The 17,873-nt window shown below is 67.7% G+C and carries 21 protein-coding genes; 11 read left to right on the top strand and 10 right to left on the bottom strand.

Going from position 1 to position 17,873, the window contains the following annotated elements:
- Positions 1–53: 53 nt before the first annotated feature.
- Genes F3H32_RS13650 through F3H32_RS13635 form a run of 4 tightly spaced genes read right to left on the bottom strand, consistent with a single transcriptional unit; the run spans position 54 to position 3,371 of the window.
- On the bottom strand, positions 54–761 hold the full coding sequence (locus F3H32_RS13650) for an ABC transporter ATP-binding protein (protein WP_149766328.1): 708 nt from the start codon (positions 759–761) through the stop codon (positions 54–56).
- The gene (locus F3H32_RS13645; protein WP_115754993.1) at positions 758–1,510 is read right to left on the bottom strand and encodes an ABC transporter ATP-binding protein; all 753 of its coding nucleotides are present in this window, start codon (positions 1,508–1,510) and stop codon (positions 758–760) included. The genes F3H32_RS13650 and F3H32_RS13645 overlap by 4 nt, the downstream gene beginning before the upstream one ends.
- On the bottom strand, positions 1,507–2,508 hold the full coding sequence (locus F3H32_RS13640) for a branched-chain amino acid ABC transporter permease (RefSeq protein WP_149766327.1): 1,002 nt from the start codon (positions 2,506–2,508) through the stop codon (positions 1,507–1,509). The genes F3H32_RS13645 and F3H32_RS13640 overlap by 4 nt, the downstream gene beginning before the upstream one ends.
- Positions 2,505–3,371, bottom strand: coding sequence for a branched-chain amino acid ABC transporter permease (locus tag F3H32_RS13635; protein ID WP_149766326.1), 867 nt, complete (start codon positions 3,369–3,371; stop codon positions 2,505–2,507). Before F3H32_RS13635 ends, F3H32_RS13640 begins: the two co-directional genes overlap by 4 nt.
- A 116-nt stretch (positions 3,372–3,487) precedes the next feature.
- Here F3H32_RS13635 and F3H32_RS13630 point away from each other — a divergent pair, with 116 nt between their 5' ends.
- Positions 3,488–3,682 (top strand): hypothetical protein, encoded by a 195-nt coding sequence (locus F3H32_RS13630; protein ID WP_149766325.1) that lies wholly within the window; start codon positions 3,488–3,490, stop codon positions 3,680–3,682.
- A gap of 736 nt (positions 3,683–4,418) precedes the next feature.
- Here F3H32_RS13630 and F3H32_RS13625 read toward each other — a convergent pair.
- From F3H32_RS13625 to F3H32_RS13615, 3 genes are all read right to left on the bottom strand, one after another.
- On the bottom strand, positions 4,419–5,252 hold the full coding sequence (locus tag F3H32_RS13625) for an FAS1-like dehydratase domain-containing protein (RefSeq protein WP_149766324.1): 834 nt from the start codon (positions 5,250–5,252) through the stop codon (positions 4,419–4,421).
- Between the two features lie 36 nt (positions 5,253–5,288).
- Positions 5,289–6,152 (bottom strand): HpcH/HpaI aldolase/citrate lyase family protein, encoded by an 864-nt coding sequence (locus F3H32_RS13620; RefSeq protein WP_149766323.1) that lies wholly within the window; start codon positions 6,150–6,152, stop codon positions 5,289–5,291.
- A 130-nt stretch (positions 6,153–6,282) separates the two neighbouring features.
- A complete protein-coding gene (locus F3H32_RS13615) occupies positions 6,283–7,158 on the bottom strand; it encodes a TrmB family transcriptional regulator (protein ID WP_149766322.1) in 876 nt (291 codons plus the stop codon).
- Positions 7,159–7,316: 158 nt separating this feature from the next.
- On the opposite strand from F3H32_RS13615, the gene F3H32_RS13610 reads away from it, so the two are divergent.
- From F3H32_RS13610 to F3H32_RS13565, 10 genes are all read left to right on the top strand, one after another.
- Positions 7,317–7,529, top strand: coding sequence for a hypothetical protein (locus tag F3H32_RS13610; RefSeq protein ID WP_149766321.1), 213 nt, complete (start codon positions 7,317–7,319; stop codon positions 7,527–7,529).
- 123 nt (positions 7,530–7,652) lie between these two features.
- Positions 7,653–7,868: a biotin/lipoyl-binding carrier protein gene (locus tag F3H32_RS13605; protein ID WP_149766343.1), complete on the top strand. Its 216-nt coding sequence runs from the start codon at positions 7,653–7,655 to the stop codon at positions 7,866–7,868.
- Between the two features lie 4 nt (positions 7,869–7,872).
- A complete protein-coding gene (locus F3H32_RS13600; protein ID WP_316702590.1) occupies positions 7,873–8,037 on the top strand; it encodes a biotin carboxylase N-terminal domain-containing protein in 165 nt (54 codons plus the stop codon).
- Positions 8,038–8,270: 233 nt separating this feature from the next.
- The gene (locus tag F3H32_RS13595; RefSeq protein ID WP_223191456.1) at positions 8,271–8,831 is read left to right on the top strand and encodes a TetR/AcrR family transcriptional regulator; all 561 of its coding nucleotides are present in this window, start codon (positions 8,271–8,273) and stop codon (positions 8,829–8,831) included.
- A gap of 3 nt (positions 8,832–8,834) precedes the next feature.
- Positions 8,835–9,980: an efflux RND transporter periplasmic adaptor subunit gene (locus tag F3H32_RS13590; RefSeq protein WP_149766320.1), complete on the top strand. Its 1,146-nt coding sequence runs from the start codon at positions 8,835–8,837 to the stop codon at positions 9,978–9,980.
- Positions 9,977–11,110 (top strand): ABC transporter permease, encoded by a 1,134-nt coding sequence (locus F3H32_RS13585; RefSeq protein WP_147427917.1) that lies wholly within the window; start codon positions 9,977–9,979, stop codon positions 11,108–11,110. Before F3H32_RS13590 ends, F3H32_RS13585 begins: the two co-directional genes overlap by 4 nt.
- Before the next feature lies 1 nt (position 11,111).
- Positions 11,112–11,804: an ABC transporter ATP-binding protein gene (locus F3H32_RS13580; RefSeq protein WP_147427916.1), complete on the top strand. Its 693-nt coding sequence runs from the start codon at positions 11,112–11,114 to the stop codon at positions 11,802–11,804.
- A gap of 76 nt (positions 11,805–11,880) precedes the next feature.
- Complete coding sequence (locus tag F3H32_RS13575) at positions 11,881–12,363, top strand: cytochrome b (RefSeq protein WP_149766319.1); 483 nt, start codon at positions 11,881–11,883, stop codon at positions 12,361–12,363.
- A 96-nt stretch (positions 12,364–12,459) separates the two neighbouring features.
- Positions 12,460–12,840, top strand: a complete 381-nt coding sequence (locus F3H32_RS13570; RefSeq protein ID WP_149766318.1) for a hypothetical protein — start codon at positions 12,460–12,462, stop codon at positions 12,838–12,840.
- Positions 12,841–12,901: 61 nt separating this feature from the next.
- A complete protein-coding gene (locus F3H32_RS13565; RefSeq protein WP_036760170.1) occupies positions 12,902–14,842 on the top strand; it encodes a heavy metal translocating P-type ATPase in 1,941 nt (646 codons plus the stop codon).
- 15 nt (positions 14,843–14,857) lie between these two features.
- Here the strand turns inward: F3H32_RS13565 and F3H32_RS13560 are convergent, their stop codons facing one another.
- The 3 genes from F3H32_RS13560 to F3H32_RS13550 form a co-directional block, all read right to left on the bottom strand.
- Positions 14,858–15,508, bottom strand: coding sequence for a DUF924 family protein (locus F3H32_RS13560; protein WP_223191455.1), 651 nt, complete (start codon positions 15,506–15,508; stop codon positions 14,858–14,860).
- Positions 15,509–15,576: 68 nt separating this feature from the next.
- On the bottom strand, positions 15,577–17,496 hold the full coding sequence (locus F3H32_RS13555) for a heavy metal translocating P-type ATPase (protein ID WP_036760153.1): 1,920 nt from the start codon (positions 17,494–17,496) through the stop codon (positions 15,577–15,579).
- Positions 17,497–17,560: 64 nt separating this feature from the next.
- A complete protein-coding gene (locus F3H32_RS13550; protein ID WP_028714023.1) occupies positions 17,561–17,779 on the bottom strand; it encodes a heavy-metal-associated domain-containing protein in 219 nt (72 codons plus the stop codon).
- Between the last annotated feature and the right edge of the window lie 94 nt (positions 17,780–17,873).

Genomic DNA, 17,873 nt, shown 5'->3' with positions numbered 1-17,873 from the left:
CGCGCGTCCCAGGGTCGCGCCATTTTCCATCCCTTGCAGGCTGCACCGGCGGGTCATTCGACCGTCAGCATGCGCTCCAGCCCCTCTCGGTCCGCCAGCGCCTCGTCGCGGGCCAAGCTGCGGGTGATCTGGCCGTTCTCGACGACATGGAAGGCATCGCCGACCGACAGGGCCAGCGGGATGCTCTGCTCGACCAGGATGACGCCGATGCCGCGGTTGCGCGCCTCTTCGATGGATTGCGCGATGGCGCCGACATAGCTGGGCGACAGGCCCTCGGTCGGTTCGTCCAGCATCATATAGGCCGGGTTCGCAAGCATGGCGCGGGCCACGACCAGCATCTGCTGCTCGCCCCCGCTCATCGTGCCCGCCTTCTGGTCCATCCGTTCACCCAGGCGCGGAAAGATCTTGACCGCCTCGGCGATGGTGAAGTCCTGGCCGGACCCGGTGGGACGGCGGGCGACTTCCAGGTTTTCCTCGACCGTCAGGTTGGCAAACACCTTGCGATCCTCGGGCACCAGCGTCACCCCCATCTGGGCGCGGCGGAAGGTCGGGCCCGCCAGCTCGCGGCCGTTCAGCATGATCCGCCCCTCGGTCCGGTCCACCAGCCCCATGGTCGCGCGCAGCGTCGTGGTCTTGCCCATGCCGTTCAGGCCCAGCAGGCACACGACCGAGGCGGCCGGCACCTCGAAGCTTAGCCCGTGCAGGATCTGGCTGGCGCCGTAGAAGGCCGAGAGGTTTTCGTAACGAAGCACCGCGTTCATTGTGCGAAACTCCCGTGCAGATAGGCTTGGCGGACGGCCTCGTTGCCGCGGATCTCGTCGGGCGGGGCATCGGCGATGACGGTGCCGTGCTGCATGACGGTGATGCGGTCCGACAGGCGCATGACCATGCCCACGTCATGCTCGACCACGATGATGGTCAGGCCCATGGTCTCGCGCAGCATGGTGATCAGCGCGGCGATGGTTTCGCGGTCGCCGCGCGACATGCCGGCCAGCGGCTCGTCCATCAGGATCAGCCGGGGCTTCAGCGCCAGGCCGATGGCGATGTCCAGCGCGCGCTGATAGCCATGCGACAGCATCCCGGCCTTGGCATCCTCGCGCCCGCGCAGGCCGACGCTGGCAAGGATGTCCCGCGCCTCGTCGGCGGCCTCGTCCTCGTGCTGATGGGACTGCCACAGCGAGGCCGAGCGCCCTTCGCGCGAACGGATCGCCAGCGCGACGTTTTCCAGCACCGGCAGGTCCATGAAGATGCTGGTGCGCTGGAAGGTCCGCGCGACACCGCCGCGCGCCAGCCGCTCGGGCGGCCAGCCGGTGATGTCCTGGCCGTCGAACAGGACGGTGCCGGACATCGGCGGGATCGACCCGGTGATGAGGTTGAACAGCGTGGTCTTGCCGGCGCCGTTGGGACCGATGATCGAGTGGATCGAACCCTGCTTCACCCGCAGGTTGACCCCGTTCACCGCCTTCAGCCCGCCGAAATGCTTGGTCAGTTCGTTGACTTCCAGGATCATTGCGCGGCCCTCCGCCCCGGCTTGCGTGCCGACAGGCGCGTCGCGAGCCGGGCCGCGCCGCCGAACAGCCCGCCCGGCGCAACGATGACGATCAGCACGAAAAGCGCGCCGAAATAGATCAGCCATGCATCGGTGAAGCTGCTGACGTAATGCTCGGCCAGGGTGAAGACCACCGCGCCGATGACCGGCCCGAACAGGGTTCCGACACCGCCCAGGACGACATACATCAGCACCTTGCCGGATTCGAGCCAGTGCAGCAGGTCGGGCGAGGTCGCGCCATTGAACAGCACGAACAGCACCCCGGCCAGGGACGCAAGCGAGGCCGAGATCATATAGGAAATCAGCTTGAGCAGGGCGACGTTCATGCCGATGAACCGCGCCCGCTCGCTGTTCTCGCGGATGGCCAGCCAGGCCCGCCCCAGCGGCGCGCGCCGGATATGCAAGGCCCCGGCCAGCGCCAGCAGCAACGCGCCCAGCAGGATCGCGTACCAAACCGTCGGGCTGACGATCTGCGCCCCGAAGAAGGTTGCGATCGGGATGCCCTGCAAGCCGTCCTCGCCCCCCGTGATGTCGGAAAAGACGAAGACGAGCGCGAACATGATCTGGCTTAGCGCCAAGGTCAGGATGGCGAAGGTCTTGCCGACCTGGCGCACCAGGATAGCGCCGATAGCCCCCGAAACCAGCAGCGTCGCGGCCAGCGTCAGCAGGACCAGCACGGCGATGTCCGAACTGACGCTTTTCGACAGCAGCCCCGCGACATAGGCTCCGAACCCGTACCATGCCGCATGTCCGAAGGACAAAAGCCCGGTATTGCCGGTCAGCATGTCGAGGCTGAGCGCCAGGATCGCGGCGATCAGCGCATGGGACGCCAGCATCAGCAAGAAAGGCTGGTCCGCTGTCGCGAAGGGCAGGAAAAGCCCCGCGGCCGCGATGACGGCCAGCCCGATCAGGCTGCCCCGGCTGCGGACGCGCCGCTCCGATAGGGTTGTTGCGATCATTCGGTTCTCCCCTCGCCGAAAAATCCGCGCGGCCAGTTGATGAGCATTGCCATGACCACGATGAACAGCAGCATCAGCGCCAACTGGCCGCCGAAATAGCCCTCGCCAAAGACCAGGATCAGGCCGACCGCATAGGCTGCGACCACCGCGCCCCGCAGGCTGCCCAGACCGCCCAGGATGACCGTCATGAAGGCCAGGATCAGGATCTTGTCGCCGACCACCGCATGGGCGGTGAAAATCGGCGCCGCCGCGACCCCCGACGCCGCGGCCAGGGCGGCGCTGACGCCCACCACCGAATGCATCAGCCGTTCGCGGTCGATGCCGATGCAGGCGCCCATCTCGGGGTCGTCATTGGCCGCGCGCACCCGCAGCCCCCATTTCGAGTTCTTCAGGAACAGGATCAGCGCGACCGTCAGCGCGATGGCCAGCACCGAGACGAAGACCCGATAGGCCGGCAGGCTGATGCCCCCCAGCGAGATCAGGCCGCCCAGCACTTGCGGGACCGGCATGATCTGCACGTTGCGGCCGCCAAGTTCGTAAAGAATGCCGGTGATGAGCAGCGCCAGGCCAAAGGTCAGAAGCAGGCTGTCCACCATCGGACGGTCGCGGATTCGTGCCAGGATCGCCCAGTCGATCAGCACGCCGATCAGCCCCACCGCCACCGGCGCGACGACCAGCGCCACGCCGAAGGGAACGCCCGAGGCGACCAGCCAGACCCCCGCCATGGCCCCGGCGCTGAACAAGGCGCCGTGGGCGAAATTCACGATCCGGCCAACGCCGTAGATCAAAGTCAGCCCAAGGCTGAACAAGAGCAGTACCGAGCCCAGAACGATACCGTTCAGGACCAGCGATAGTGCAAGCATCTCCGGCTCCTCCCTCCGAATGCTTCGCTGATTCGAAGGATGGGGCGGCATCATCTTAATGTCAACAATCTTAAAATCGACATTAAGCAGCGCCACGCGCCTTCCCGGAAGGTCTGGTGGCGAAAGCCCATCGCGGCCGGGTCGGGGTGGGCAAATCCGGTGGTGGCATCTCCTTCGGCTACATGGCGCTGAAGCAACTCAATACCCGCGGCAAGCTTATCCGCGGCGACCGCGAGATCGAGCCGCGCAAAGCCGACGGTCGTCCGCCGCCTCTTCCGCGACTTCGCCGTCGGCATCGGCGCAAGACCTGAACGACGAAGGCCTGCCAAGCCCGGCAGGCCATAGGGCTCGCGCCGCGTCGGCGCGGCAACGAGCTGTTAACAACGATATCTATGGGCCGTATCGTCTGGAACCGCACGCGCCGGGTCGAGGATCCCCGCACCGGCAAGCGGGTCTCGCGCATGCACCCGGCATCGGAATGGATGATCACCGAGGTGCCCGAGTTCCGCATCGCCAAGCAAACCCTCTGGGATACGGTGAGACCGGCAGGTGGAGGTCGCCGAGAAATACCTCAACGTCACCGGGCGATGCGCAGGCACATCGCAACAACCGGCTTAACGCGGCGCACCGACCGAAGTCGCTGCCCTCAGGTCTGGTGTTCTGCGGCTGCTGCGGCGACCCATAGGGCGATGCCTTACGACCATTTGCTCAATCAGAGCGGAGGCCCTTCACCGAAGGCATACAATGCCTTCGAGCAAGCCGCTGGCCGCCCGCGCGAACAGGATGGTCGGCACCATCCTGGCCACCACCAGCGCGATCGCTGGGGCGCCCGTCTCGTCAGAAGTTCCATGGAGACCCGCGCCCCTGGAAGCACCGGCCCGGCCGGACTCCGCGCCGATCCGGCATCCGCGAGCGGCGACCAGTGTCTACAGCGGGCCATGCTGCGGGCATGCCGGCCGGGTCCCCGCATAGGAGTTGTCACAGCCCAGTCCGGTGGCCGCAGCGTCTCAAAAATTCGCGATTCTGATTTTTGCGATGCCCCGAACGTTACACAAGACGAGCCTCGCCGGACATTCGCAGCTTGCCCTCCTTGTCAGCGATCCAGAGTTGCGCCGTGCCGTCATCACAGAATTGTCCCTCGGCCCGAATGTTTTCACCGACGAAAACGGGCTGCACCGCGCGGAAGGAAAAGGCGGCGAGTGGCCGGGCCGGCATGGCGCGCAGCATCAGCGTGGCCAGCAACTGGCCCTGCACGACCAGGCCCTCATAGCCCTCGGTCCCGGTGGCATAGGGATGGTCGTAATGGATGCGATGCGCGTTGAAGGTGACGGCGGAAAAGCGGAACACCATCGCCTCGTCGGGGCAGGCCGGCTGGCTCCATTCCGCGCCGCCGGGTGCGGGCCGGGGCGCGGGCTTGGGTGCATCGGGGGCCGGGTCGTCGCGATAGACCAGGGTTTGCATTTCCTCGAGGCAGGCCGCGCCGTCCTGGGCAAGCGCGTAAAGGTTGCGGACCTTCACGAAGACCATGGTGCCGGTCTTGCCCTGCTTTTCCGTGACGTCGGCGATCTCGGCGGTCTTGCGCAGCCGCGCGCCCAGCGGCACCGGGCGCGCAAAGGTCATATCGCTGCCCGCCCACATCCGCCGGGGCAAGGCAACCGGCGGCAGGAAATCGCCGCGCTGCGGATGGCCGTCGCTGCCGATCCGCGCCTGCGGCACCATGGGGGTGAAATAGCACCAATGCGCCAGGGGCGGCAGCGTGGCGCCTTCGTCCGGCGGCGGCGCGTCCAGCAGCGCCTGCAACCCCTGGACGGGCCAGGCGTCGGCCCGTGCCTCGGCGGTTTCGGTCCGGCCCTTCCAGGCGGCGATATTGATCTGGTCCATGATCCTCTCTCCCTTGGGTTGCCTTGCGTTGTCCGGTCAGCCGGCCTCGGCCAGCGCCACGGTGCGCCGGGCCATCTCGGCGTGCAGCCGTTCCACCATCCGGCCGCGAAAGCGCACCACGCCCAGCCCGCGATTTTCCGGCAGCTCGAACAGGCCGGCGATGGCGCGCGCCCAGTCGAGTTCCTGCGCGTCGGGGCTGAAGGCGGCGTTGCAGGGCTCGACCTGCCGCGGGTGGATCAGCGTCTTGCCGTCGAAACCCATGTCGCGGCCCTGCCGGCATTCGGCGGCAAAGCCCTCGGCATCGTCGAGATCGTTGAACACCCCGTCCAGGATGTCGATGCCGCCCGCGCGCGCCGCGGCCAGGCAGGTGGCGAGCCAGGGCATATAGGCCGCCCTGCCCGGCAGCAGCCGCGCCCGCGTGTCCTTGGCCAGGTCGTTGGTGCCCATCACCACCGCGGCCAGGTTCGCCGCCCCCTCGGCCCGGACCCGGCAGATCGGCCCGGCCGCCAGCATCGCCGCCGGCGTCTCAAGCATCGCCCACAGCGCCACCGGGGCCGTGCCCAGCAGTGCCTGCACCGCGACCAGCATCTGGGGCGAGGAAACCTTGGGCACCAGGATCGCATCGGGCCCCGCGGCAAGGGCGGCGTGCAGGTCGTCGCGCCCCCAGGGTCCGTCCAGCGCATTGATGCGGATCACCCGCTCGCGCCGGCCAAAGCCGCCCGCCGCGACTGCGTCGGCCACCAAGGCGCGGGCCTCGGCCTTGGCCTCGGGGGCGACGGAATCCTCCAGGTCGAAGATCAGCGCATCGGCCGCGATCTCGCGGGCCTTTTCCAGCGCCCGCGCATTGGCGCCGGGCATGTAAAGCGCGCTGCGCCGCGGACGGAATTGCGGTTCCGGCATCTCTGTTCCCCTCCTTGCCGCGCCGCACCAGCGGGGGCGCGGCTGCCAAAGGACGCGCCGCGTCCTGGTTCGGGAACGGAGACTAGAAGGTAGTAGTTGCTTTAGCAACCACCTTTATGGCGCAATTCCATCAGTCCCGAATCCCGGTCTTGAGCCGAAAGGATTCGGCCTGGGCCGGGGTAAAGCAGGCCAGCCGCAGGTCGCGCAGATAGGGGCCGAAGGCGGCGTCGATCTGGTCGCCGAAGCGCAGAAAGATCTCGGCCATGTAGAAATCGTGCCGGACCAGCGATTCGGCCATGGTCACGATCGGCTCGTTGCGGGTATGCACCGCCACCACCTCTTCCAGGATCTGCGCCGTCACCATTTCGACATGGTCGGCGGCGATGGTGAACAGGTTGTCGGTCTTGCCCATCCGCACCCCGTTGCCTTCGTGGCGATAGACCTTGCAATTGGGGCCAAAGCGGAACTCGCTGACATCGGTGGCAAACAGCACCATCAGCATCTCGACCCCGCGCGCGGCGGCGGCGCGCAGGCTGTCGGTATGCCGGCGCAGGATTTCGTCGCTCGCCTTGACCATCAGCGATTCGCGGCTGGAATCGATCAGCGCCGCGATCTTGTCATGCACCTGGGCATCGCCGCGCAGGGTCCAGACATATTGGTCCTCGACCGGGCGGGCGACCTCTTCCAGGCGCGCGGTGATGGCGGCGCAAAGCGTGCTGGTGCGCCGCGCCACCGCATCCAGGAACTGGTCGGGCGGGGCGGCGACATAGCGGGCCGGGGCCTCGCTGACCGGCAGGACCGCGCCGCGCTGCACCAGGCTTTCCAGCGCGTTGTAGGTATTGGGTCGCGGCAGGTTGGCAGTCTTAGCGATCTCATAGGCGGTCGCCGGGCTGTCGCAGAGCAACTGGAAATAGACCCGCGCCTCGTATTCCGTCAGCCCCAGCTTGCGCAGGTCGGAAATCACATCCGCCGGGGCGGTGCTTACTGCTGCCACACGTGCCGTCACGGTTCACCTCGCTCTCTCGTTCTGCCCCGACCCTAGCGGGATCGGCGCGCGCCTGCCAGCCACCGGCCGGTTTGACGACAATGCAACTGCGGCATTCCGATGCTGCAATTGCAGCCGCCCCTGCCCCGCGCTATGTCGCCCGCAGATAGGAGTAGCAAATGAAACAACTAATGACGACCCTGGAAATCCTGGTCTCCATCCCGAGCTTCGCCGCCCGGCTGCACGAGGCCAAGCGCCAGTTGCACAAGGCCGGCATGAACCCGCAGGGCGACCTGGCCCGCCGCCGGGCCATGGCCCTGCTGCTTAAGGACGGCGCGGTCCCCGCTGCCGCCCGCGCCGGGCATCGGGAGGGGCTGCCCGACCCGGTCTGACAGGCGCCCTGCCCTCGGTGCCCAATTTGCGTAGTTGTTATTACAACTACTATATCGCCGTGTTAACATCCCCTCCGACCACAGCACTCTCGCGGCAGAGCGAAGGAGGAGACCGACGTGACGATGATCGACATCAAGACCGAGATCACGGGCAATATCTGGAAGATCGAGGCAAAGCCGGGCGACAGGCTCGACGAAGGCGATGCCATCATGATCCTGGAATCCATGAAGATGGAGATCCCCGTTTCGGCGCCCGAGCCCGGCACCCTGCGCGAGATCCTGTTCGAGGAAGGCGCCACCGTGACCGAGGGCACGGTCGTCGCCCGGATCGAGGCCTGAGCCGATGCGCAGGCTGCTTGTCGCCAATCGCGGCGAAATCGCCCGCCGGGTCATCCGCTCGGCCCGCAAGCTGGGGATCGAGACCGTCGCCATCCATTCCGAGGCGGATGCCGGCCTAATTAAACAACTTGAACCAGATGGTTCTGCACTTTTCAGAGCTGCGGCTTAGCTTCCGTTAGACGAACTTACGTGTTGTCTTCCGTATTCGCGGCGTCGGGGGCAGAGATAGGCCGGCCTCCCTCTTGCGCACCTAGTTCCCGGTGTCGCGGCAATCAATGCATGCAGAAAATGATGCCCAGTGATTGACGCATCGCATGAGGCAGCCTAAATATGTTTGTGACCACTCACTAACTAACGAGGTGCCCCGTGCGAAAGCCAGCGGAGCTTCGCAAGGCCGAGATCGTGGCCACCGTGCTCGACCTGGCCGACCGGATCGGGCCGGACCGGGTGACGACGGGGGCGGTCGCGTCGCAGATCGGCGTCACGCAGGCCGCGCTGTTCCGGCACTTCCCGACCAAGGCGGCACTCTGGCAGGCCGTTGCCGAGCATGTAGCCGAGGGGCTGGCAACGGCGTGGGAGGATGCATTGTGCCTCGGAGACACGCCGGTCGTCAGGTTGCGCGCCCTGATTTCCGCGCAATTCGCGCAGATCGACGCGACCCCCGCGCTGCCGATGCTGCTGTTCTCGCGCGAACTGAACGTCACCAACGCAAAGCTGCGCGCCACCTTTCACGGCAGGCTCACGACCTTCCACAGCCTTCTGGCGATGGAGGTCGGGGCCGGCCAGAAAACCGGCGCGTTGCGCGGCGACATCGCCGCAAACGATGCGGCGGCGCTGCTGACGTCGCTCGTGCAGGGCGTGGCGATCCGCTGGGCGCTCGGCACTCGCGATTTCGACTTGCGAGCCGAGGGGCTGCGCCTGTTCGACGCACAGTGCCGGCTTTTGGCTGCGGAAGGAGAATAGACGATGCGGCGCATTTGGCTGTCGAGTCTTCTTCTGGCGGCGGCTGTCGCTGCCGGCTTTCTGTTCTTCACCGAACGCCCGCTGACGGTGGTGGTCGTTCAGTCCGAACATGATGTGGACCTTCGCATCTACGGGCTCGGCACCGTCGAGGCGCGCATCCTCAGCCGCGTCGGCTTCGAGGTGGGCGCCGCCCTGACCTCGCTGGCCGCCGATGCAGGGGACAGCGTCACCAAGGGGCAGGAACTCGCCGTCCTTCACTCGGCCGAGCAGGAGGCGCGTGTCGCCCGCGCGGACGCAGCGGTGACGGCCAATGAGGCCAATCTTGCCAAGGCCACCGCAGCCGTGGTGCGCGCCCGTGCCGTTCTGGCCGAGCGCGAAGCGGCGAACCGCCGCCAGCAGGGGTTGGCGCAGCGCGATGTCGCCTCGGTCCAGCGCGCCGAGGAGGCGCAGCGCGACGATGATGTGGCCCGCGCCGATCTGGCGGTAGCCGAGGCCGATGTCGCGGTGATCCGGGCCCAGGGCATGGATGCGGCGGCAGCCCTGCGGCAGGAGGAAACCCTGCTGGCCCATCACCGCCTGATCGCGCCCTATAATGCGCTGGTCGTTGCCCGCCATGCCGAGGCGGGAACCGTGGTCAAGGCCGGCGATCCTGTCCTGACCCTGATCGACCCCGCGACCGTCTGGATTCAGGCCTATGTCGACGAGGAACGCGCCGGCCAGCTTGCCCTTGGCCAGCCCGGCACGATCCGCCTGCGCTCGCAGCCCGCGGCCGAGTTTCACGGCACCATTGCCCGCATCGGCATCGAAAGCGACCGGGTGAACGAGGAACGCCGCGTCTGGCTGACCTGCGCCGACTGTCCCGCGGAGATGTTTCTCGGTGAACAGGCCGAGGTGCGCATCCTGACCGGCACCCGCGCGACCGCGCTGATGGTACCCGAACTGGCGATCACCGGCTTCGACGGGCATCGCGGCACGGTCTGGACGGTTGTGGACGGACGCCTGACCCGCGCGGAACTGACCTTCGGCGCCCGCGACAATCGCGGTCGGGTCGAGGTCATCGGCGGCCTGCCCGAAGGAGCCATGATCGTCGCCCGGGTGCCGAAGGGCGCGGCCGAGGGCCGGCGCGCGCGCATTGGGGAGGCGCCATGAACCTCGCGCTCAAGGACATCCGCCACGGGCTGTTCCGCTTCGTGCTGACCTGTTTCGGGCTCGGGCTGCTGATGACGGTCGTGCTGGCGATGATCGGCATCTACAACGGCCTCGTCTCGGACGCGCTGGCAGTGGTGAAGGCGCCCGCCGCGGATGTCTGGGTGGTGGAGGCCGGAACCAAGGGCCCCTTCGCCGAAGCCTCCAGCATTCCCGCCGATACGCGCGATGCGGTGGCGCGGATGCCCGGCGTGGCCGAGGCCGGCGCGGTCAACTACCAGAACGTCGAGGCGCCGCATGGCGGGCGCACCCTGCGGCTCTATGTTGTCGGCTACGAGCCGGGTCGCCCGGGCGGGCCGCGGGCAATCGCCGAGGGGCGCGGCATTGGCGCCAGTCATTTCGAGATGGTGGCCGACCGCAAGACCGGCCTTTCGCCGGGGGAGACCATCCGGCTCGGGCGCGACCGCTTCACCGTGGTCGGGCTGGTGGAAGGCGCGATGAACTCGGGCGGCGATCCGGCGGTCTATGTCACCCTTGCCGACGCGATGGCGCTTCAGACCGAACTCGACCCGGCCGCCCAGCGGGTACAGGCCGCGCGCGGGGCTGTCTCCGTCAAGTCCGCCTCCGTCGCCGCGGTCATCGCCCGCATGGCACCGGGCGCCGACGTGGGCCTGCTGACCGCGACCGTGCGCCAGTGGAAGCACCTTGCCGCGATGACGCAAGGAGAACAGGAGGAATTGCTGCTGGCCTCCGTGGTCGACAAGGCGCGCCGCCAGATCGGGCTGTTCCTCGGCATCCTTCTGTCCGTCAGCGCCGTGGTGATCGCGCTCATCATCTACACGATGACGATGGAGAAGCTGAAGCAGATCGCCACGCTGAAGCTGATCGGCGCGCCCGACCGCACCATCGTCGCGCTGATCGTGCAGCAGGCGCTGATCCTCGGCGCCTCGGGCTGGGCGATCGGCCTGATATTGATCCTGACCGTCAAGGACTACTTCCCCCGCCGCGTGGTGCTGGAGCCGTTCAACGCCGTGGTGCTGGCCGGCATCATCGCTGCGGTCTGCCTGCTCTCCTCGGCGCTCGGCGTGCGGGCGGCGATGAAGGTCGATCCGGCCACCGCGCTCGGGAGCTGACATGGCGCTCGGCGACATCCTCATCGAGGTTTCGGGCGTCGCCAAGCATTTCGGCGAGGGCGAAACCCGCGTCGATGCCCTGCGCTCGGTTGATCTCACCGTGCGCGCCGGCGAGGTGATCGCGCTGCTCGGGCCGTCAGGTTCGGGCAAGACGACGCTGCTCAACATCATTGGCTGCATCCTCGCCCCATCGGCGGGACGGGTGGTGCTGGACGGCGAGCCGGTCTTCGACGGCAAATGGCTGCGGCGCGACCTGAGGCGTCTCAGGCTCGACAAGATCGGCTTCATCTTTCAGAGTCACAACCTACTGCCCTTCCTGACGGCGCAGGAAAATGTCGCGGTCGTGCTCGATCTTGCCGGTCTGCCCGCCGAGGAAGGCCGGACACGGGCGCGCGAACTGCTGGACTATCTGGAAGTCGGCCATCGCGCCACGGTCAAGCCGGCGCTGCTGTCGGGTGGCGAGGCCCAGCGTGTGGCGATCGCCCGCGCGCTGGCCAACCGCCCCCGCATCATCCTTGCCGACGAACCCACCGCAGCCCTCGACGGCGCCCGCGCCGGGCTGGTGATGGACCTCATGCGCAAGCTCGCGGTCGAGCAGGAAGCCTGCATCGTGACCGTCACCCATGACGAAAAGATCTTCGACCGTTTCGACCGCCTGATCCACCTGCGCGACGGCCATCTGGTCAGCACATGACGGGCAGGATTCAGGAGGCAGACATGACCACAAGACCCCGCACGCCGATCCTCGCCCTTGAAAAGGTATAACCAAGATGCAGCCGACATCCTATTCCAGAACCCAGATCGCCCTGCACTGGACGATTGCTGCCCTCGTTTTTTTCCAGATCCTCATGCATGACGGCATCGTCAAGGTATGGGACGGGCGGATGGAGGGCACGCTCCCGAACCAGCCGACAATCAATCCCCATGCCATTGCCGGCGCGCTGATCCTCGTTCTCGTTCTGTGGCGGCTGGTGCTGCGCCGTCGGCGCGGCGTCCCCGGCCTGCCGGAAGGCGAGCACCCGGCCCTGAAAGTTCTGGCCACGGGCATGCATGCGGCTCTCAACCTCCTGCTGATCCTGATGGCGCTTTCGGGAATGGCGGCGTGGATTTCCGGCGTCGAGGCGATCGGCGAAGCCCATTCCATCGCGCGGCTGGCGCTGGTTCCGCTGGTCCTCCTGCATATCCTCGCCGCACTTTACCATCATTTCTGGCTCAAGACCGATGTGCTGCGGCGCATGTTTGGCCGGACCTGAGGCGGGGTCCGTTCCGCGCGCCGCAACCCGCAACCCATGGCAGGCCGGGCCACGCCCGCCCGGCCGCTCCCCAAACCCCGAACTCCGGAGGCAGACATGACGAGAAGACCGCGCAGCCAGACCGTTGCCGCCGCCGTCGCGGTGATCTTCGGCCTGCTGACCATCGTTTCGGGCGGCAGGGCGCTGTTCGGCGGCGTCGATATGGGCGCAGTGGTGCCATTCGTGCTGTGGTTCAACTTCGTCGCGGGATTTGCCTATGTCCTGGCCGGGATCGGCCTGTTGCGCGGCGCAGGGTGGGCGCCGCTGCTGTCGCTGGCCATCGCCACGGCCACGGTGGCCGTCTTCGCCGCCTTCCTGTGGCATGTCGGTGCCGGCGGCGCATGGGAGGCACGCACCATGGGCGCGATGATCCTGCGCAGCGCCATCTGGATAGCCGTCGCGGCCTTTGCATTTCGGTGCCATAAGCCATCCGATTGATCCACTCACCCAGCCAGCGATGGCGGCTGCCAGCCGCGACCTCGCCAGCCAGGAACCTGACATGAAGCGATTTCCAACTATTGACCTGTCACTGACCCTTTCGCTCGTTACCGTGCTCGGCATGGCAATGGCGGCGGCCGGCAGGTGGCTACCAAGCGGAGCTTTCGACGCTCTGGAGCTGCCGGGACTGGTGCTGGTCTATCTGGCTGGCGGCCTGCCGACCGGCTGGCGCGCGCTGTCGGAGCTGTGGCGCGCGCGCGTGCTTGACATCGACCTGTTGATGATCGTCGCGGCAATCGCCGCCGCAATCGTCGGCGCCCCGTTCGAGGGTGCGGTGCTGCTGACGCTGTTCAGCATCTCGACCACGCTGGAGGAACGCGCGCTTGGCCGGGCCCGCCGCGCCATCGAGGCCTTGATGGCGCTGCGCCCCGAGACCGCCTTGCGCAAGACCGCGGGCGGCGATGTCGAGGAAGTTCCCGCCGAGGTGCTGACCGTCGGCGATGTAGTGGTGCTGCGCCCCGGCGCCCGGGTGCCCAGTGATGGCGTGGTCGTCACCGGGCGCGGCGGCATCGACGAGGCCAATATCACCGGCGAATCCATGCCCGTGTCGAAAGAGGCCGGTGCGCAGGTGTTCGAGGCCACGATCAACCTCGACGGCGTGCTGGAGGTCGAGGTCACGCGCAGCGTCAGCGACAGCACCATCGCCCGCATGATCCGTCTGGTGACCGAGGCACAGGCCGCCCGCGCGCCCTCCGAACGGTTCAGCGAATGGTTCGGCCAGCGCTACACGGTCGCGGTGCTGGCGGGTGCGGTGATCGCCTTTGCCACGTTCTGGTGGCTGGGCGGCGACTGGGAACTGGCGCTTTACCGCGCCGCCACGCTGCTGGTCGCCGCCAGCCCCTGCGCCATCGTCATTTCCGTCCCCGCCGCGATCCTGTCGGCCCTTTCGGCGGCGGCGCGGGGCGGTGTTCTGTTTAAGGGCGGCGGCGCGCTGGAGACGCTGGCCGAGGTCGATATCTTCGCCTTCGACAAGACCGGCACCCTGACCACCGGCCGCGCCGAGGTGACGGAAATCGTCGCGCTGGATGGCGACGAGGCCGGGTTCCTGTCGCTGCTGGCGGGGCTGGAGGCGCATTCCGAGCATCATATCGCGGCCGCGATCCGCCGTGAGGTCGCCAGCCGCGGGCTTGATCCGGCGCAGGTGGCCGATGTGAACGCCCGGCCAGGCATCGGCATCGAAGGGTCCGATGCACTTGGCCCGATTTGGGCGGGCAATGCCTATCTTGCCGAGGACATGAAGGCCGCAACGGATCACCCCGCGTTGCAGCCGCTGGCGGATGGCACCAATACGGTCGTCTATCTGGGTCGCGGCGCCACCGTGCTGGGCGCCGTCAGCGTGGCGGATGAGGCACGGGCCAGTTCCGCCGGGGCGATCGCGGCCCTGCGCGACAGTGGTGTCCGCCGCATCGTCATGATGACCGGGGATCGCAGGCCGGTGGCGCTGCGCATCGGCGCTAGCCTTGGGCTGGAACCGGACGAGATCCATGCCGGGATGCTGCCGCAGGACAAGGTGCGTGAAGTCGGCGAACTGGCCGCAACCGGCCGCATCGCCTTTGTCGGCGATGGCGTGAACGACGCCGCGGCGCTGGCCCGCGCCGATGTCGGCATCGCCATGGGCGCGGCCGGGTCCGAGGTGGCGCTTCAGGCCGCCGATGTGGCGCTGCTGTCCGAGGATATGGAGCGGCTTGCGGACGCGCACCGCCTGTCGCGCCGAACGTCAAGGGTGATCCGGCAGAACCTGACCTTCGCCATCGGCGCCATGGTGGTTCTGGTCATCGGCGGGCTGTTCTTCGATCTGCCGTTGCCGCTGGTGGTGATTGGTCATGAAGGCGGCACCGTGCTGGTGGTGCTGAACGGGCTGCGGTTGCTGTCGGACCCGATCCGCCGGCTGAAGGCGTCTGTTGCCGGACAGGCGCTGACGGGTGTCGCGCAGCCCACCTGACCCGTGGGGATGCGCTCACCCCCGAAAGGCGCGCAGATGCGGAAACGCGCCCTTTTCCAGATATGCTTCCTCCTCGGGCGTCGATCTGCGACCAAGGATGGCGTTGCGGTGCGGGTGGCGGCCAAAGCTGGCGATGATGCGGCGCACCTGCCCCGCTTGATCGACGAGCGAGGCATAGAGCGGCCGCAACGGCGTCGGCGCACGGGCGGCGATGTCGCGGCGCAGGGCGATCAGCCGGTCGATGCGGGCCAGATGGTCCGGCCCCTCGGCATGGCCCAAAGGCTGGGTGAAGGCGATCTGGAACCACGGCAGGCCAAGTGCCGCCCAGTCTCCTTTTTCCAACCCTTCCAGCGCCTGCGCCAGGGCCGCCGGGTCTTGCGCCCAGGCCCGCTTGCTGCCCCGCCACAGCGAGCGCGGGAACTGGTCCAGCACCACGATCAGCGCCAGCCGGCCCCTGGGCGTCCCGGCCCAATGATCCAGCGCCCTCGCCGCGCCGCGTTCGGTCAGCGGGCCAAAGCGCGCCGCAATCGCACCGTCCGCGCCGCCATGCATCCGCCAGCGCCACAGCTCGGCATGGCGGTCAGGGTCGATATCCAGCGCGCGGCCCTCGGGGAACCAGAAATCCAGAACCTCGCCGATCTGTCTGGCATCATTGCTATCGGTCATGTCATCCCCCATGAAAACGCCCCCGCGCCATGGACACGGGAGCGGAATTGTCGATGAGGCACAAGCGCCTAGGCGGTCGCGGGCACCGCTGCCTGCGCAGGCCGGCGTCCGCCGGGACCGCGCGGGACGCGCAGCAGGCGCATGGCGTTGGCGATCACCACCAGCACCGAAAGCTGGTGGATCAGCATGCCCTCGGCCATATGCACATCGCCGCTGAACACGCCAAACAGCAGCCCGGCCACGGTCAGCAGCGCAATGACGAGGTTCTGGCGCATATTGCTCAGCGTCGCGCGGGAAATCGCCATCGCCTCGGGCAGTTTCTCCAGATCGTCGGCCATCAGCGCAATGTCGGCGGTCTCGATCGCCACGTCCGAGCCCGCGGCCCCCATGGCGATCGAGGTATCAGCGGCAGCCAGCGCTGGGGCGTCGTTAATGCCGTCGCCGATCATGGCGACATGGCGGCCCTCGGCCTGAAAGCGGCGGATCAGGTCAAGCTTGTCCTCGGGCAGCAGCCCGGCATGAACCTCGTCGATGCCGATTTCCGCAGCGATGGCGTGGGCGGCCTGCGGCTGGTCGCCGGTCAGCATGGCGATGCGCCCGACCCCGATGTCGCGCAGCCGGGCAATTGCGCCCTTGGCCGAGGGGCGGGGCTGGTCGGACAGGCCAAAGATGCCCGCGATGCGCCCGTCCAGCGCCACGATGATCGGCGTGCGCCCGCGCCCCAAAACCCCGGACAGCGCGGTCTCGGCCTCGGGGTCGAACGCGATGCCCAGCCTGTCGAACAGCCGCCGGTTGCCGGCCGCGACCTGCCGGCCCGCGTGGTTCACCACAAGGCCCATGCCGGCCACTTCCTCGACCGCTTCCGGCGCGGGAATGTCACCCTCGGCACGACCAGCGGCCACGACGGGCCGACCCAAGGGGTGATCCGAGCCGGATTCGGCGATGGCGGTCCAGTGCAGCAACTCGGCGCGGTCCATACCCGCCAGCGGCAGCACCTCGACCAGACTCGGGCGGCCCTCGGTGAGCGTCCCGGTCTTGTCCAGCGCCAGCATGTCGATGCGGCCCGCGCTTTCCAGATGCTGCCCGCCCTTGATCAGGATCCCCGACCGCGCCGCCCGCCCGATACCGGCGACGATGGAGACCGGCGTCGAGATCACCAGCGCGCCGGGGCAGGCCACGACCAGCAGCGTCAGCGCGAGGCGAATGTCCTGCGTCACCGCCCAGGCACCCAGCGCCAGCACCATGATGCCGGGCGTATACCATTGCGCGAAACGCTCGATCATGCGCTGGCTGGGGGCGCGTTCCTCCTGCGCCTCTTCGACGCGGCGGATGATCCGGGCCAGCGTGGTATCGGCGCCGATGCCGGTGGCGCGGATGCGCAGCACTCCATTTTCCGCGATGGTGCCGGCATGGACGTGGGAGCCGGGGGCTTTCTCGGCCGGGATCGGCTCGCCGGTGATGGCGGCCTCGGACACGGCGGCGTTGCCGTCGATCACCTCGCCATCGACGGGGATGCGGTTTCCGGCGCGCACCAGCACGACCTCATTCGGCTGGACAGCACTGGCGGCGATCTCGACCGGCTGGCCGTCGCGGATCACGGTGGCGATCTCGGGCGCGGCCTTCAGCAGATCGGCCAGCGCGCCACGGGTCTGGCGGAGCGTCCGCGCCTCAAGCCAGGCGCCGAAGCTGAACAGGAACGTAACGGCGGCGGATTCCCAATATTCGCCGATGAACAGCGCGCCGATAGCCGCAACGGTCACCAGCAGTTCAATCGAGAAATGGCGAATGCGCAGCGCGTGGAACGCCCGCCAGGCGATGTCAGAGCCGGCGACAAAGGCCGCCGCCAGCATGGATGCCGCCCAGAGCCCGCGCAGGCCGAACCCGTAAAGGGCGATCAGGCCCAGCACGATCAGGCTGCCGCTGATGATGGTCAGCCACTTCCTGCGGCTGGCCGGCTGGCGAAGGATTGTCAGGATAGGGGTCAACATGCGGGGCCTCATGATGTGAAGGCCCGGCCGCGCGGGCAGGCACGGCCGGACTGGAAGGGATCGGTCAGAATGCGGCGGGGCGGGCCTCGTAGCCGGTGGATTTCACCACCGAGACAAGGGCCTCGACCGGGGCGGATGCGGGGTCATGCTCGACCTCGATGCGGCCGGTGTTGAAATGCACCTTGGCGGCGGTCACGCCGGGAGTTGCCGCCAGCGCCTTTTCGATCTTGGTGACGCAGGAGGGGCAGGAAAATTCGTCGCTGCGCAGGATGGTCTTGGTCATGGCTGGTTCCTTTCATGTCGCCGTCCGGTGGGGCGGTCATTGCTTGTGACCTCAAGATATGCTGTTCTTTCAGGATCAGGAGTGGCAATTTCGA

The organism is Paracoccus thiocyanatus, assembly GCF_900156255.1.
Classification (GTDB): domain Bacteria; phylum Pseudomonadota; class Alphaproteobacteria; order Rhodobacterales; family Rhodobacteraceae; genus Paracoccus; species Paracoccus thiocyanatus.
The sequence above is the reverse complement of the archived record's forward strand: the minus strand, read 5'-3'. Positions and strand labels throughout refer to the sequence as shown.

Excerpts from the sequence above, each read along its gene's own strand:
- F3H32_RS13645 (WP_115754993.1), bottom strand. The coding sequence starts at position 1,510 with ATGATCCTGGAAGTCAACGAACTGACCAAGCATTTCGGCGGGCTGAAG.
- F3H32_RS13570 (WP_149766318.1), top strand. The coding sequence starts at position 12,460 with ATGACGAGAAGACCGCGCAGCCAGACCGTTGCCGCCGCCGTCGCGGTG.
- F3H32_RS13550 (WP_028714023.1), bottom strand. The coding sequence starts at position 17,779 with ATGACCAAGACCATCCTGCGCAGCGACGAATTTTCCTGCCCCTCCTGC.
- F3H32_RS13605 (WP_149766343.1), top strand. The coding sequence starts at position 7,653 with ATGATCGACATCAAGACCGAGATCACGGGCAATATCTGGAAGATCGAG.
- F3H32_RS13555 (WP_036760153.1), bottom strand. The coding sequence starts at position 17,496 with ATGTTGACCCCTATCCTGACAATCCTTCGCCAGCCGGCCAGCCGCAGG.
- F3H32_RS13585 (WP_147427917.1), top strand. The coding sequence starts at position 9,977 with ATGAACCTCGCGCTCAAGGACATCCGCCACGGGCTGTTCCGCTTCGTG.
- F3H32_RS13620 (WP_149766323.1), bottom strand. The coding sequence starts at position 6,152 with ATGCCGGAACCGCAATTCCGTCCGCGGCGCAGCGCGCTTTACATGCCC.
- F3H32_RS13575 (WP_149766319.1), top strand. The coding sequence starts at position 11,881 with ATGCAGCCGACATCCTATTCCAGAACCCAGATCGCCCTGCACTGGACG.
- F3H32_RS13600 (WP_316702590.1), top strand. The coding sequence starts at position 7,873 with ATGCGCAGGCTGCTTGTCGCCAATCGCGGCGAAATCGCCCGCCGGGTC.
- F3H32_RS13610 (WP_149766321.1), top strand. The coding sequence starts at position 7,317 with ATGAAACAACTAATGACGACCCTGGAAATCCTGGTCTCCATCCCGAGC.
- F3H32_RS13635 (WP_149766326.1), bottom strand. The coding sequence starts at position 3,371 with ATGCTTGCACTATCGCTGGTCCTGAACGGTATCGTTCTGGGCTCGGTA.
- F3H32_RS13625 (WP_149766324.1), bottom strand. The coding sequence starts at position 5,252 with ATGGACCAGATCAATATCGCCGCCTGGAAGGGCCGGACCGAAACCGCC.
- F3H32_RS13650 (WP_149766328.1), bottom strand. The coding sequence starts at position 761 with ATGAACGCGGTGCTTCGTTACGAAAACCTCTCGGCCTTCTACGGCGCC.
- F3H32_RS13590 (WP_149766320.1), top strand. The coding sequence starts at position 8,835 with ATGCGGCGCATTTGGCTGTCGAGTCTTCTTCTGGCGGCGGCTGTCGCT.
- F3H32_RS13640 (WP_149766327.1), bottom strand. The coding sequence starts at position 2,508 with ATGATCGCAACAACCCTATCGGAGCGGCGCGTCCGCAGCCGGGGCAGC.
- F3H32_RS13565 (WP_036760170.1), top strand. The coding sequence starts at position 12,902 with ATGAAGCGATTTCCAACTATTGACCTGTCACTGACCCTTTCGCTCGTT.
- F3H32_RS13580 (WP_147427916.1), top strand. The coding sequence starts at position 11,112 with ATGGCGCTCGGCGACATCCTCATCGAGGTTTCGGGCGTCGCCAAGCAT.
- F3H32_RS13560 (WP_223191455.1), bottom strand. The coding sequence starts at position 15,508 with ATGACCGATAGCAATGATGCCAGACAGATCGGCGAGGTTCTGGATTTC.